A 15,382-nucleotide genomic window follows, 5' to 3' on the forward strand; every position below is an offset into this window, starting at 1 on the left:
TGTGAATATTTTTTCATTTATAAGAATATTAATTCATCATTTCCTTTGCCTTTTCTGCATCTCTGAAACCCGGGTTGATATCCAGTGCTTTTCTAAAATACTGCCTTGCTTTCTCATATTCCTGGGTTCGGTACAGGGTCATGCCGTAATGAAAACAGGCAAGGGCGCTGTTCGGATTTATTTTCAGGCTTTCTTCGAGTTCTGACAATGCATTCAGGTAATTGCCTTTCTGATAATAGATCCATCCCATGGTATCAAGGATATTGGCATTTTTCGGGGCGTTCTCCCGTGCAATGACAGCATAGTGAAGCGCCTCGTCTGTTCCCCCTTTTTTCTCTGACAGGATAAAGGCAAGATTATTTGCCGCATCAAGGTGTTTGGGGTTGTAGTCGAGCACTTTTCTATAATAGGTTTCCGCTTCATCAAAATCCCCCAACGTATCATAAATCACTCCTGCAGCCATAAGTGCCGGAATATATTCCGGGTTCAGGCCTTCAATTCCTTTATATAGCGACAATGCCTGGTCCATTTTTTTCTCTTTTATCAAAAGGCGGGCCATATGCATTTTTGGGGGGATAAACTCGGGGTTCGCCTCGGCAGCCTGCTTAAAACATTTAAAGGCCTTGTTCTCCTGATTGGCTGCCAGGTATATTTCCCCTTTTAAATTTTTTAAAAACGCCTTTTTATCCGTTGATGCATTATCAGACAGCGTGTCTACCAGATCAATGGCCCGGGTATAATTTTTCTGATTCTGGTAAACCTGGATCATCAGTGTGATGAGTCCGATCTGCTCAGGATTCAGATCATATGCTTTTTGAAAAAAATCCAAGGCCAGACTTTCTCTGCCGGTGGTCTGATATAACAGCCCCATGCGGATATAGGCAGGTACATAGCCGGGCTGTGCTTTAATGATGGAGTGGAGAATATCTTCCGCACCCTGGATATCCCCCTCAAGCAACCGCACGCCCGATAAAAGAGTCATGGTTTTAATACTCTTCGGTGCCAGTTTTATTACGGCATCCATCTGCTCCCGTGCATTTTTCAGATCTTTTTCAAGAATATAAATATTCAATAACTTGATTCTGGCCTTTAACAAACGCGGATTTACAGTAATTGCCGCCAGAAGATTCTCTTTAATCTGGACTTTTTCAAATTCCTCCGGGTCATCAAGCAGGCCGGCTGCAGCGCGGAATATTTCCTGTTCCGGGCGATCCGTGGCGCCGCGTTTTTCAATACATAGCGCCCTGTAATAATAGGCTTTCGCATTAAATTTATTAAGCGAAATAACCTTATCCAACAGGTCCAATGCCGCTTTATAATTCTTTTCAACCATATAAATCCGGCCACGCTGGAACAATGCGTCAGCATAATTGTCATCCTGTTTCAATGCTGTTTCAGCCGCCGTCCGGGCTTCATTAATCCTGTTAAAATGCAGATAGACCTGGGCAAGGTTGGTCAGAATTTTTGGAGAGTCTGGCTGTTTGGCCAGGGCATTCCTTAAAGTAACAATAGCGTTATCCTGGTCATTCATCCGGGTGTAAAATTCCGCAATGTTTATCAGGGGGGCTATCCGTTCCGGCTCCTGATCAACCGCTTTTTTAAAATATTTTTCAGCCAGGTCAAATTGTTTCCGGCTTTGATAAAAATTTGCCAGATCTGTACATTTTTCAAACGGAATACCAGGTGTTTCCAGTACGTTTTTTAAAAGCGCTTCAATTTTTTTCCATTCTTTCTGAAATCCATATATTCGGACAAGCCCCATATATGCTTCGCGAGATGCCGAATCATGCTCAATTGCCTTGATATATATTTCTTCGGCTGTTTTAAGATCTTGTCTGTTAATATAAAGCTTGGCCAATGATAAATATGTTTTGGCTTTTTTACCGTCAAAGGAAAGGGCTTTTTTTAAGGTCTCAATGGCGGAATCAATATCCCGCTCTTTAATCTGGACGGCAGAAAGAAGGTGGAAAGCTTCAATGGATTCAGGGGAAATGCGTAATGCCTTTGAAATCTGGTTCCTGGCCTCTATAAGCTGCTCCTTTTGAATAAAAACCTGTGCCAGCCTCAAATAGGGAAGGATATTATCCGAATTGACTTTGGCGGCTAAATTATAATAGCGAACGGCATTTTTTATCTGCCCGTTTAAGACATATGCCTCTGCCAGTTCAAACAGGGCGATCTCATTTTTGGGTGCCAGTTTAAGGGCATTTCTATATTCAACGATGGCTGTCTGAATTTTTTTTTGGGCGACAAACCGCCGGGCATTATCAATATACGTTTTTGTCTGGTTTTCATTTTCATTGGCACAACTGCAAATCAGCATAAGCAGTCCGGCAGACAGTGCGATAAATAATCGAAAATTGAATATAGGCATTTTATTTTTCCTTTTAACGCTGGGTATCAAGAATCGTAAGGCGAATTCACAGCTTTTTCAGGTTGAATCGGTAAAGGGGATCTCCCACCAGGACCATTTTCCACGACACATACGGCAGGCTCACCAGATAGCATTCAGCCAGGGTCAGATGCCCCTGGACCAGAAAATCAAAAAATATCTCAGGAACGGGAAAGGACTGGACATAGGGCTCTCCCACCGGTCCAATGGTGGCAGCAACGCCTTTATCCAGCATTTTTTTACACCAGCCCCTGCTGTTGTCTCTCTTTAAGGTCACACATTCGGAACTTGCGATATGGAATCCCACAGAACCTTTCTGCCAGGTAAATGCATCAACATAGTTTGCCAGGCTGTACCATCCGCAGTACAACGCCGCATGGGGGCACTCCCCTTTTTGGAACAGGTCCTGTTTATTATCTATCACGACGTCTAACTTCTTTTTTTCTGACAGCAGGTCTGCAGCCCTGTGAATGGACCGGTCGTAAAGACCATATCCAGACACCTTTTTGTCTCCCGGATTTTCCCACCGGGCATCAAAGTAAGCAGTGCCGTATACCCCTTTTTTTTCAGCTTCCATGCTGTCATCAATGATACGCCTGACCGTTTTTGCATCAGCGCCGTCCAGACGGCTGACCATTAACACCTCGGACTTGCCAATGGGCGTTTTCTTATTGTTCCACCCTAAAAAAAAGGGATTCTGAAGCCAGAAATTCAAATCATACCCCTTTTTTTTGACCAGCATCAGCTCAGAATCGACAGAGGCGACCTTATCCTTGCTTTTTTTTAAGTTCCGGATCATTTTATTTACACGGCTCAGCTGCTTTTTGAACGTTTCCGAACCATTGTTATCTGTCAACTGGGAGTCTATTTTGGATTTTTTCAGGATCAACCGGTCCAGTTCTTTTTGTTCTTTGAGTGTGAGACCAGGGGAGGCAATTCTTAGGGGCACCCCGTAAATCGTGACCAGGGCCCGGATCTTTGGATTTTTTTCCACGGCACGGCGGACGGGCGGAATAATCTTTTTTTCATAGGCTTCCCTGGAACAGGTTTCATTATCCGTTACAAACAGCAATACAAGGTTTTCTTCTGGGATCTGCCGCTTTTCCATGTAATAGGTTGCCAGGCCTTTGCTGGCGGCGGCATTCATATTCGCGAGAACCAGCACTTCATCGGCTTCCAGTGCATGGGCAGATGAAATAAGACCCAAAAGGCAGAAACATATAAAAAAACATATCAATCGTTTCATCTTACCAGAGTTCCCAGTGGCCGGTGTAGAAAACGTAAAGGGCCAGGCCGAAATTGGTTGTACCGTGGGCCACCATGCAGGAAATCAGATCCTTCCTTATTATATATAAGGCACACATCAATACGCCGTATACAATTCCGGCCGGCCATTCCCCGGTGGTATGTCCCAGGGCAAAGATAACACTGGATATCATAATTGCCGCAATACTCCATCCCCCGGGCTCAATATCAAAAACACTTGCCGTTTCTAAAGTTTTTGAAAAAGGTTCCGTATGCTTCTGCTTTCTGAACCTGTCCCACTGAAGTGCAAAACGGAATATATACCCCCGCATCAGCAGCTCTTCAAATACCGGAACCACCAGACTGGCCGTGACCAGCCTCAGATAAAACCCGGTATCGCTCCAGGGTTCCCCGCCTTCGCCGGCAAACGGCTGATAACAGACAACCCAGAGCACCAGCCCGACCACGCCAAACACAACACCATAACCAACAGAGCCCCACCTGTTTTTCGGCCCGGCCACCGGAAAATACCAGCGCCATGCCCAGATCAGCAGCCCCGTTACAATGATGAGCTTGAGCACATAATTTATTTCAACAGGAATTTTATTATGAAAAAAAGAGGACAGCCCCACATAGGCAAAATACGGTGCGGCGTATGGAATGATCAAGTCACGGTTGGTCCATTCAGAACTCATGAAAATATCCTCTTGCAGCGTCGGTTAGAGTGTTAGATATTGAGCTTCTCTATTCATATATTTCCACCTCTTAAATCAAGGAAAAAATGATGCTACTGTCTTTTTTAACACATCTATGATATTATATTACGTTTTAAATTCAATATCTTTTATCAAAGATAACAATCATTTATATAAGGAGACCATATGGGATTTATTTCATCCACCCATTCCCTGAGCCGGTACCACATCGAAGGAGAATTTGACGGCAGCACCATGGAAGCAGTCCGGGAAGGCCTGATCCAGAATGCCATCCCTGAAATAGAGAGCGAATACGATGAAATATCCGCCGGCTGGACCCCCTTTGAAAGCCCGTATAAACCGGACTTCGAAAAATATTCCTTTATTTTCGGCACCTATTTTCTATTTTCGCTGCGCATTGACAAAAAATCAATACCGGCCAAGCTGGTCCAGAAACACATGGCCATTGAAATCGAAAAGAAAAAAGAGGAAACCGGCCGGGACTTTCTGTCAAAAAACGAAAAAGCCGAGATCAAGGAGTTTATCCTGGACATCCTGATGCACAAGATTCCATCCATCCCCAGCATCTATGACATCCTCTGGAGCTATGAAGAAAAAAGCCTCTACCTCTTTTCAACACAGAAAGCTGCCAATGAACTGTTTGAAACATTATTCTTTAAATCCTTCAACCACAAGCCCGTCCGGATATTCCCCTACACCATGGTTGAAAAGCTGGGAAAATTCACGGACACGGAAAAAGACCGTTTTCTATCCCTGGCACCGCTGAAATACTAATCTCTTTTTATAAGGTATAATAAACATGCTTGATATCGCCACCGCATACAATAGATACAGTTTTCTGGGCAACGAGTTTTTGACATGGCTCTGGTTCCTCATTGAAACCGGCCAGGACATTACGGCGCTTTCCGGATCAGAAGAACCGGTCGCCCTTGAAATCGGCAATTCACTGGTCCTGGAAAACAATCTTGGAGACAAGTCCAAAGAAAAAATTACCATTAAAGGGGACCAGGCCGGCCTGGAAGAGGGCACCACCGCCCTTAAAAAGGGGGCCCAGGTCACGGACATCAACCTGCTTTGCAAAATCGGAGAGGAAGAATACAAATTCTCCATAAAAGGGGAGAGCTTCAACCTCACCGGCCTGAAAACCCCGTCCATGGATACCTCAACCGGCGAAGATGAAATTGAGGGCATGGTCATTGAAAAAACCTATCTATTACTGAAGGTTACCCAGGTTATTGACACCCTCTTTTTAAAATATATTGAGAAAAGAATCTCAGATGACTTTAAAAGCACTGAATTTAAAGCCATTTCAGACTGGATTCATTCATGACAATAAAATGTTCAAAACTTGCAGGTTTTAAACATGAATGAATATGTGCACAAAACCAAAGGGTTTTATCCGGGTTTTACACCGGGTTTTAAACGCCGCGCACATAAATATACCCTTATAAATTCAATGTATTGAAAAGTTATGAACATCTGAACCGCCCTTATTATTGTTGTTATCTTTATTTAAATTAAAAATATAATAAAACAGTACCGTCTGGAAAAAGAAAAGTTTTGATAAAATAAGGGTTTTGATATAAACTTCGGAGTATTTTTAAATTAGGAAAAGGACTTTAAATGAAATTTTCGTTTAACAAAAAAGATATTCTTGAAATCTTATCCAAGATTCAGGGCATCACAGGGAGGAAAACCAATCTGACCATCACGTCGGATATCCTGATCAAGGCGTATGGTTCGGAGATCAGCATCACGGCCAACGATCTGGAGACCGTCTTTACCGGTACCTACGAAGCCGAGGTGGAAACAGAAGGGATTTTGTCCATCAATTCCAAAAAATTCTTTGAAATCATCAGAGAATACCCTGAGAATGAAATTTTTGTTAATGAAGTGGAAAACCGCTGGGTTGAAATAGGCACCGGTGATACCGTATACCATATTGTATCCTCGGATTATGAAAATTTTCCTGAAACCCCGGTTATTGAAGATATCAACTTCATTGAAATGGCATCCAAAGATCTGAAAAAAATGGTCTCTGTATCTTCCATGGTGGGATACCAGACCGATGAAAAGCGGATCTATGTGCTGGGCGTCCTTGTGGACAGAGCCGAAGTGGACGGAGAACAGCGCCTTCGTATGGTGTCAACGGACTCCAGACGGCTGCACAGCTATGAGGCCCCATTTACCGGCAGCCTTGAGCTGGGTGAAGAGAAAATCCTCATCCCCAAAAAAGGATTGTCAGAACTGGGCAAATTCATTGATGCCGGATCGGAAACAATCAAGGTCGGCATCAAAGACAACCACTTTATATTCCAGCGGGCCAATGAATCGGTGATGATCAAGCTGCTGGAAGGCGAATATCCCGACTACCTCCCCATCATCAATTATGAGGGAATGACCCCCGTGGAAGTGGACCGCACCATGTTTTCCACCCTGATGCGCCGGGTATCCATTCTGACCTCGGACGATTACAAAAGCGTGATCATGAATTTCCAGGAAAACCAGCTCACGGTCACCATCACCAACCCGGAAATCGGCGAGTCCAAGGAAAAGCTCATGATCGGATTCGAAGGCGAGGAAATCAAAAGTGCCTTCAACCCCAAATATTTTATGAGCGCCCTGAGCCTCTTTGAAGAGCCCATGGTCTCCCTGAATTTCAGGGGCAGCAACAGCCCGTGTATCGTCAAAGGCCTTGATGCTGACAATCTAATCTGCGTAATTATGGCAATGCATATATCATGAATAAAAACGAAGTAACCAAAGAATACAGCGCGGACTCCATTAAAATACTGGAAGGCCTTGAGGCCGTCCGCAAACGCCCCTCCATGTATATCGGCAACGTGGACCTGGAAGGGCTCCACCACCTGGTATACGAGGTGGTGGACAACTGCATTGACGAGGCCATGGCCGGCCATTGCGACACCGTACTCATTACCATCCACGAAGACGGAAAGGTCAGTGTGGAGGATAACGGCCGCGGCATCCCCGTGGAAATGCATGAAACCGAAAATATTCCGGCCTGCGAAGTGGTCATGACCAAGCTCCATGCCGGCGGTAAATTCGACAAGGACGCCTACAAGGTGTCCGGCGGCCTCCACGGCGTGGGTATTTCCGTTGTAAATGCCCTTTCCGACCATCTGGTCATGGAGGTGTACAAAAATGGAAAAATCTACCATCAGTCCTATTCCAAGGGCAATAAGCTCACGGAACTGGAAATCAAAGGTGACACCGTAAAACGGGGAACAAAAATTATCTTTCACCCCGATTTCACGGTGATGAACCCCAACGAGTTCATTTACGAAACCCTGTCCCGCCGTATGCGTGAGCTGGCCTTCCTCAACAAAGGGGTCAGAATCGTTATTGAAGACGAACGCTCGGCCCAGAAGGATGATTTCCATTACGAAGGCGGCATCGTCTCCTTCGTGGAATACCTGAACCGTTCCTGCACCGCCCTCCACGAGCCCATTCACATCGAAGGGGATAAAAAGGATGTGCAGATCGAGGTGGCCATTCAGTACAATGACACCTTCAAGGAAAAACTCTACTCCTTTGCCAACAACATCCGCACCATCGAAGGCGGTTTCCACGTTTCCGGTTTTAAGGGCGCGCTGACCCGTACCGTCAACGCCTACATCTCCGGGAACAACAACCTGCCCAAGAACATGCAGAACATCAAGATCGGCGGGGACGACATGCGGGAAGGCCTGGCTGTGATCATTTCGGTCAAGCTCATGGAGCCCCAGTTCGAGGGCCAGACCAAGACCAAGCTGGGCAACAATGAAGTCAAAGGCATTGTGGAATCCCTGCTCAATGAAAAACTGGCCGAATACCTGGAGGAAAACCCCGGGGTGGCCAGAAAAATCATTGCCAAGGCCGTGGATGCGGCAAGGGCCCGGGATGCCGCCAAACGCGCCCGGGAACTGGCCCGTAAAAAAGGCACCCTCCTGGACGCCTCACTTCCCGGCAAACTGGCCGAATGCCAGTACGCGGATCCGGCCGAACGCGAACTTTTCCTGGTCGAGGGCGACTCCGCAGGCGGCTCGGCCAAACAGGGCCGCGACCGCCGGTTCCAGGCCATTCTCCCCCTCAAGGGCAAAATCCTCAACGTGGAAAAGGCCCGGTTCGACAAGATCCTGAGAAGCGATGAGATTAAAAATATCTTTACGGTCCTTGGCACCGGTGCCGGCCGTGAAGAGTTTGATATTGAAAAGATCCGTTACCACAAGGTCGTTATCATGACCGACGCCGACGTGGACGGTTCCCATATCCGGACCCTGCTCCTCACCTTTTTCTACCGCCAGATGCCGGATCTGATCTCCAGGGGGTATCTCTATATTGCCCAGCCGCCCCTCTTCAGGGTGGGGTCACGCAAAAGCGGGGTATACCTGAAAAACGAAGATGAATATGCCACCTACCTGGTCCGCAGGATATCTTCCCAGAAGAACCTGGTACTCAACGCCGCAGAAGATGAGGAAGCGGTTATGAAACAGGAGCCCCTGTCCGAAGAGGAATTCTACAGCTTCCTCCAGGATATGAATGCCTATTTCGAGGCCCTGAACCTTCTGCGCCGCCGGGATTTTGATACGGATCTTCTCTTTACCCTCATCAGCGAGGGCGTCAGCTCCAAGATTTTCCTGGAAGACAGGCAAAAACTTGAAACCCTGGCCACCAAACTGCCCGCTGACAAATACCGGGCCGGGGAGATTGAGTTTGATGCGGAAAGAGGAATATACGAAATGGATATTCTGGACGAATCCGGCCAGACCAAGCTCCTGAGGGTCGGCCGTGAAATCCTGTCCACCTCTGATTACCAGAGGATGCGCGCCGCCTACGACAAAATCAAAGATAAAGACTGCGCCCCGTTTGCCCTATATTCAAAACAGGCCGATGCCAAGACCGTCAACACGGTGGACAACCTGGAAGACCTGCACGGCTTTATAATGGCCGAGGCCAAAAAAGGCATCAACATCCAGCGGTACAAAGGCCTGGGTGAAATGAACGCCGACCAGCTGTGGGAAACCACCATGAATCCGGAAAAACGCATCATGCTCAAGGTGGACATCGAGGACGCCGAAAAGGCCGACGAAATATTTACCCTGCTCATGGGTGAAGAAGTCGAACCCCGGCGGAATTTCATCCAGAAGCATGCCCTTGAGGTGTCATCCCTGGATTATTAATTCAGTCATTCTATTTATACAAAGAGAGGTGGGTTTCGGGAGGTATATCCCCGTACCCGCCTCTTTTTTTGTGCGGATTCATCCCTTCGCCGCAGCCTCCGGCGGAATGAAATAAATTGATTTAGCAATAAATATGATTTATTATGTGAATATAATTTATTTCTCTTCCTGAAAAGGAGAAAGGAGGCCCCATGACAAGATCCATTCATCAAATCATTGACGAACAGATCAAACGGTGGGAGATGGCCAAACATACCTCGCCGGAACGCATCGACACCTGCCGCGTGATTACCATTTCACGGGAATGCGGCAGCCGGGGGCACGAAGTTGCACAGAAACTGGCCGAAAAAATAGGATTCGACCTTTTCCACAATGAAATCCTTGAAGCCATGATCCAGTCCTCCCAAACCACAAAAAACCTGCTGGAAACCCTGGATGAAAAAGCCATGAATGTGGTGGACGACATTGTCTCCAATTTTGTCAATGAACACCACCTCTGGCCGGACGAGTATTCAAAGCTGCTCCTCAAAATTCTCAACACCGTGGGCAGACACGGAAATGCAGTTATCCTCGGACGGGGTGCCAATTTTGCCCTTGAAAAAATACATGCCCTGAAAATAAGGATCGTTGCGCCTGAAAAGATTCGCAGGGAATATATCCAGCGCAACCGTGACATGAATGCCGATAATGCCTGGAAATATATGAACAGCACCGACGCCAACAGAATCGCCTTTGTTAAACGGTATTTTAATGCAGACGCCGCCAATCCTGAAAACTACGATATGGTCCTGAACACCGGCACCCTGTCCGTGGATAAAACTGTGGCGACAATCTGCTGCGCCATCCAATAGCCTCTGCCGGCCTGCGGGTGATCGCGGGCCGGCAACTTCATTTTACCTGCAGATAGTTGTTCTGCCCGTATAAAACATATCTCAAATTGCGATTTATCCATGATTACTTATGGTTATCGTGACTCGTTAAACTGTTTTTTTCTGCCTTTTAATTAAAAAAAACTAAAATTAGTTATTTTTTTCTGTAAGAACTAGGTAGATTTACCTATTGCTTTTTTATAGCTTCTTTACTAATTGACTATTTTTAAATGTTAACAGTGTTTAATTGCCGTGCCATTACCCCGACGGATGGAATGTAATTAAAAGGGCGGAGCTCTGCTTACTTACCATATAACTCTTCGGCGGTTAACAGGCGGTTAAGATGTCAAAATTAGAGTTCGAACCCATGAGGCTGCTGTGAAAATTTCACAAGATCTAAGCTCAACAGAAAAACTTCTCGATACCATCCGGGGGGATGCACCGCCTCCTGCCGCATCTGCACCTGAAACCCGGGTGCCCAGACCCGAGCCCCGGGGGGGTGCCAATATTAAGACCAACATAAAGCACAACCTATGTGCCGGCGTGCATATCGGCAGCAGTACCCTTTCCCTGGTGCTCACCGGGGAGCAGAAGCAGGGGGGCCGAAAGGAAGTGGTGAAATGGGAGGTGATCCCCTTTCCAGACCATATGGAGTTTAAAAGCAGCCGGTTTTCTTCCTTTCTCGGCGCATCGTTGAATGCGTTCCTCGGCAAGAAAAAAAATATCTCGGTCTGGGCGTCAATTTCAACCAACCACCTGAAATTGCGAAATCTTATCATTCCCCATGTGGCGGATGCCAAAATAGCCAACGCCGCCCTTTGGGGACTGAAAAAAGAAGTCGAAGTCAACCAGGAATCTGAAGTCTTTGATTATGAATTCATCGAAGATACCCGGATCAACGGTGTCAAAAAGAAAAATGTGGTGGCCTTTACCGGGGATAAAAAAAATATAAACCGGATCCAGGCCATGTTCTCCGCTGCCGGCGTCAACCTGGCCGGCATCACCGCCACCCCCTTTGCCATCCAGAACTATATCCTCACCGGCCGCCTCGATACCGGCAGCGATCCCATCGTCGTGGTCAATGTCCGCCGGTACAGGTCTGAAATATTCTGCCTCTCCAACAATGGCATCCTGGTGGCCAGGAGCATTAAAACCGGTTCCTACAGCCTGGTGGAAAATTACCTGGAAGCTGCCGTGGGCAGCACCGGACCGGTACAGGCGGACGTCCCGGCCCTGCTGGCTGTCCGCACCGCCCATGACAGCCCGGATTTCGAGCCCATGGAAGGCCCGGCCTCCCGCCTCATCGGCAAGATCCAGCGTACCGGGGAATATTGTTCAAATATGTACCTGTCCAACGAACCCATATCCCGGTACTATTTTTTCGGTGAAACAGACAATTGCCCGGCTTTCAATACCTTTGCCTCTGAAATGATTGTGGACAGGACCGCGTCATTTACCCCCACCGATAATGACATCGCCGCCGTAGGCGTCAAGCTCCCAACCGACGCCCAGGCCAGAAACGGCATTATCCCGGCCCTGGGCCTGGCCCTGTCCAACAATGACTATACCCCGAATTTTCTGTACACCTACCTTGAAAAAGAAGTTGAAAACAGGGCCAAAAAGCTGAACCGTGGCATCGTCGCCGCCGGCATTGCCGGTTTGCTGATCTGCGGCGGGATCTGGTTCTACATGGACCGTATTGAGAATAAGGAAGTGGCCAAACGCACCGCCGTGGAAAAGGAACTGGCCGGATTTACAAAATCCGTAACCCAGGATGTCCTGAACAAAAGAATTGGTGATGCCAGGAAACATATGGCGTTTATCAGCCAATATGTCAGCGATTACATCTCCCTGGCCGTGGTCAATGAAATCTGCACCCTCACCCCGGCCAACATCTCCATTGTTTCCCTGGATGCGGATCTGAAAGATAAAGCCCCGGCAAAAACCGGTAAAAAAGGGGCGGGTAAAGCACCGGCCAAAGACACGGCCCATAAAAAATACCTGAAGATCCAGGGGATTGTCTCGGCAGAATTTACATCACTGGAATCCTCCCTCACCGGCTATGTATTCAAACTGGGCGATTCCCCGCTCTTCGGGGAAATCGATCTGGAAAACAAAAAAGTGGAACAGGCCGGTGAAAACAGCGTCCTGAAATTCACCGCAAATATGGAGATACTCTAATGGCAGACAAGGATAAGGATAAACTCAAAAAGATATCTCCCCTGACCCTGGGCCTGATCGTGGGGTCGGCCGTTGCAGTGGCTGCCGTTGCCCTGGGGGTGCTCTATCCCCAGTACCGCCGCATCCAGCTGGTCAAAAAGGACAGGGTGGAAAAGACCATCCGCCTGGAGGAGCAGAAACGGCTCTTCCCCATCTACGCCCAGGCCGACCGCCTGGCCAATAGAGAGTTTGAGCCCCAGCTTCCCTGTCCTGAAAGAGAGGCCATGCCCAGGAATGAGATTACCACCCTGTCCACGGTATTTAATAATATCGCCATGAAGGGGGGGATGACCCTTGAGGAAAACAGCCTGGACATCAGCGGCCTTGACCGGGAATCCGGCATCCTCTCCATGGATGTCAAACTCAAAGGCGGGTTGTTCAATTTCAGGGAATGCCTGATCCTCCTTGCAGAGCTGCCCTATTTCAAGGGCATCGAAAATATTGATATTACCACAGACCAGAGCAATGTCAGGCAGTGCGGGGCAACGCTGAAAATTGCCGTCGAGAAAAACCAGACCCCCAAGGGGAACAGCTAAACCATGAATAAACGAGAAAAGATCATTATTTTTCTGGCCGGGCTAATGGCCCTCTATGGAGCCCTGGACTATTTTGTACTGGGTAAAAAGAGTTCAGCCACAGGGGAAGAGGATAAAATAAAGGCTGCCGTACAGCAGACCGACGCCTTTGCCGCTGCGGCCACGGCCCAACTCACGGCAATGGTCACCCAGAATAAGGGAAAGAACCTCACCTATACAAAGAAGATGGCCGAAACCCCCTGGCCCCGGGATCCATTTATCGTTCACACCGGCACGGATAAAACCGTTGACCAGGAGGAGATCAATCCCGCCGACCTGCCTGAAATCATATATTCTGGTTACATCCGGGCGGGCGCCGCAGTCCTCGCGGTCATCAACGGGATGGAATACACGGTGGGCGAACTGGTTGCCGATATCGGATATAAGGTCCATAATATAACCCCCTCCAAGGTGGTCCTATTAACCGAATCCAACAAACAGATCACAATTTACTTGCAGGAAGATTAAATCCAACAGGCGATGGGAATAAAAATGAAAAAGAGCTTACAAATCTGTATCATAGTACTGATGACCATGTTTTTGATCTCCGGTTGCAAAACCACGGAAAAAAAGGCGGAAAAACCGGACCGTTTTGAAAAATGGCGGGTTCTGGCCGAAGATTCCCCCAAGCTCACCCCGGACCCCAGGCCCATGACTGAAAAGCTGGACAGGGATGCCGAGGAAATTGTCAGAGCCCTTGAAGAAAAGCAAGAGGCAGAAGCCGTACCAGCCAAACCCCCCGTCAAACCCCTGCCCAAAATACGCCTGACCATGAAGATGCACGACGTACCTGTGGCCGTTCTTTTGCGGACCCTGGCCCGGGCCGCCGACCTCAACATCATGATCAATGAAACCGTCACCGGGCAGGCCAAAATTAACATTGTCAACATTCCCTGGAACCAGGCCTTTGAAGGGCTGCTGTCCACCTACGGGTTAACCTACAAATGGAGTGGTGACATCCTGCGGGTTATCACCGTGGAAGACCTGAACAAGGAAATTGCCCTCATGGAGGCCACCCAAAAATTTCAGAAATCCAAAAAAGAGCACGCCTTGGCCCTGAGGGAAATTGCCCGCAAGGCCGAGAAGCTTGAACCCCTGGTCACCCGGGTGGTAAAAATAAACTTTGCCAATATATGTTCCCTGAGGGAAAATCTTGAAAAATATCTAAAGTCTAACTTTAAGGAAACTGAACTGAAGAAAGCCTCCATGGAAAGCGGGAAAAGTAAAACAGCTTCTTCAGACAGCTCAGAAGGATTTAGAGGGGCTATTCTTAAGGATATGAATACCAACTCCCTGATCATCCACGCCACAAAAGCCGACATACAAAAGATCATGCCCATCATCGCCAAACTGGACCGGCCCAACCGCCAGATTCTCATCGAGGCCCACATTGTAGAAGCGACTTCGGAAACGGCCAAGGAACTGGGCATCCAATGGGGCGGCCTGGGTGAGGTATCCCAGAGCAACGGCACCAAACGCCACTCCATCGGCGGCGGTCAGTTCACGGATTTCAGCCAGAGTTTGCGGGATTCCGACGGTAACAACCAGGCCTATGATCCCACAGATGGCAGCATCGTGAATTTCCCGGTCGACGTGGCCGCATCCGGCATGTCCCTGGGGGTCATGACCCAGAAAATCGGGGAATACGCCCTTTACGCTCAACTTACGGCCCTGGAGGAGGAAGGTGAACTAAACATCCTCTCCAAACCCTCCATTACCACCCTGGACCACCGCAAGGCCACCATTGAAAGCGGGGAGGAAGTCCCCTTCCAGACCGTTGAGGACGGAGAGGTTAAGATTGAATGGCGAAAGGCGGTGATTAGTTTGGACGTCACCCCCCATGTCATTGACAATAAAATCGTTCAGCTTGATATTATTACCCACAAGGATGAACTGGATTTTACCAAAACCGTCAACGGCAACCCCACCATCATCACCAAAAACGCCCAGACCATGGTTAACCTCTTTGACGGCCAGACCACAGTCATCGGCGGACTGAACAAGGAAAAGATCGAAGAAGGTGAAAGCGGTGTGCCCTGGCTCAAGGATGTCCCCGGTCTTGGATACATGTTTAAAACCCAGAAGGATGCCGCCGATATGGAAGAGTTGCTCATTTTCATTACCCCCCACATCCTGGAGGGTAAAAGCGAACTGCCGGCCAAGGTAGCTGCACAATAGGGAATTA

Annotated in this window: 12 protein-coding genes; 9 read left to right on the plus strand and 3 right to left on the minus strand. The window is 48.0% G+C overall.

Annotated elements, in window-relative coordinates:
• Positions 1-28: 28 nt before the first annotated feature.
• The 3 genes from HUN04_14210 to HUN04_14220 are packed head-to-tail and all read right to left on the minus strand — an operon-like array spanning position 29 to position 4,332.
• Entirely contained in the window at positions 29-2,374 is a 2,346-nt protein-coding gene (locus HUN04_14210) for a tetratricopeptide repeat protein (GenBank protein WDP90786.1), read from the minus strand.
• Between the two features lie 46 nt (positions 2,375-2,420).
• Positions 2,421-3,638 carry a TIGR03790 family protein gene (locus HUN04_14215; protein WDP90787.1) on the minus strand — a complete coding sequence of 406 codons (1,218 nt, stop codon included), beginning with the start codon at positions 3,636-3,638 and terminating at the stop codon, positions 2,421-2,423.
• Position 3,639: 1 nt separating this feature from the next.
• Positions 3,640-4,332 carry a CPBP family intramembrane metalloprotease gene (locus tag HUN04_14220; protein WDP90788.1) on the minus strand — a complete coding sequence of 231 codons (693 nt, stop codon included), beginning with the start codon at positions 4,330-4,332 and terminating at the stop codon, positions 3,640-3,642.
• Between the two features lie 186 nt (positions 4,333-4,518).
• Between HUN04_14220 and rdgC the strand changes: the two genes are divergently transcribed.
• The 9 genes from rdgC (at position 4,519) to pilQ (ending at position 15,375) form a co-directional block, all read left to right on the plus strand.
• The gene (gene rdgC, locus HUN04_14225; GenBank protein ID WDP90789.1) at positions 4,519-5,127 is read left to right on the plus strand and encodes a recombination-associated protein RdgC; all 609 of its coding nucleotides are present in this window, start codon (positions 4,519-4,521) and stop codon (positions 5,125-5,127) included.
• A gap of 25 nt (positions 5,128-5,152) precedes the next feature.
• On the plus strand, positions 5,153-5,683 hold the full coding sequence (locus HUN04_14230; GenBank protein ID WDP90790.1) for a hypothetical protein: 531 nt from the start codon (positions 5,153-5,155) through the stop codon (positions 5,681-5,683).
• A 293-nt stretch (positions 5,684-5,976) separates the two neighbouring features.
• Positions 5,977-7,098, plus strand: a complete 1,122-nt coding sequence (gene dnaN, locus HUN04_14235) for a DNA polymerase III subunit beta (GenBank protein WDP90791.1) — start codon at positions 5,977-5,979, stop codon at positions 7,096-7,098.
• The gene (gene gyrB, locus HUN04_14240) at positions 7,095-9,533 is read left to right on the plus strand and encodes a DNA topoisomerase (ATP-hydrolyzing) subunit B (GenBank protein ID WDP90792.1); all 2,439 of its coding nucleotides are present in this window, start codon (positions 7,095-7,097) and stop codon (positions 9,531-9,533) included. Before dnaN ends, gyrB begins: the two co-directional genes overlap by 4 nt.
• A 191-nt stretch (positions 9,534-9,724) precedes the next feature.
• A complete protein-coding gene (locus HUN04_14245) occupies positions 9,725-10,384 on the plus strand; it encodes a cytidylate kinase-like family protein (protein WDP90793.1) in 660 nt (219 codons plus the stop codon).
• A gap of 396 nt (positions 10,385-10,780) precedes the next feature.
• A complete protein-coding gene (locus HUN04_14250) occupies positions 10,781-12,583 on the plus strand; it encodes a hypothetical protein (GenBank protein WDP90794.1) in 1,803 nt (600 codons plus the stop codon).
• Positions 12,583-13,158 carry a hypothetical protein gene (locus HUN04_14255; GenBank protein ID WDP90795.1) on the plus strand — a complete coding sequence of 192 codons (576 nt, stop codon included), beginning with the start codon at positions 12,583-12,585 and terminating at the stop codon, positions 13,156-13,158. The genes HUN04_14250 and HUN04_14255 overlap by 1 nt, the downstream gene beginning before the upstream one ends.
• A 3-nt stretch (positions 13,159-13,161) precedes the next feature.
• On the plus strand, positions 13,162-13,665 hold the full coding sequence (locus HUN04_14260) for a hypothetical protein (GenBank protein ID WDP90796.1): 504 nt from the start codon (positions 13,162-13,164) through the stop codon (positions 13,663-13,665).
• Positions 13,666-13,689: 24 nt separating this feature from the next.
• Positions 13,690-15,375, plus strand: a complete 1,686-nt coding sequence (gene pilQ, locus HUN04_14265) for a type IV pilus secretin PilQ (GenBank protein WDP90797.1) — start codon at positions 13,690-13,692, stop codon at positions 15,373-15,375.
• Positions 15,376-15,382: the final 7 nt, after the last annotated feature.

This window comes from Desulfobacter sp. (assembly GCA_028768525.1).
Taxonomy (GTDB): domain Bacteria; phylum Desulfobacterota; class Desulfobacteria; order Desulfobacterales; family Desulfobacteraceae; genus Desulfobacter.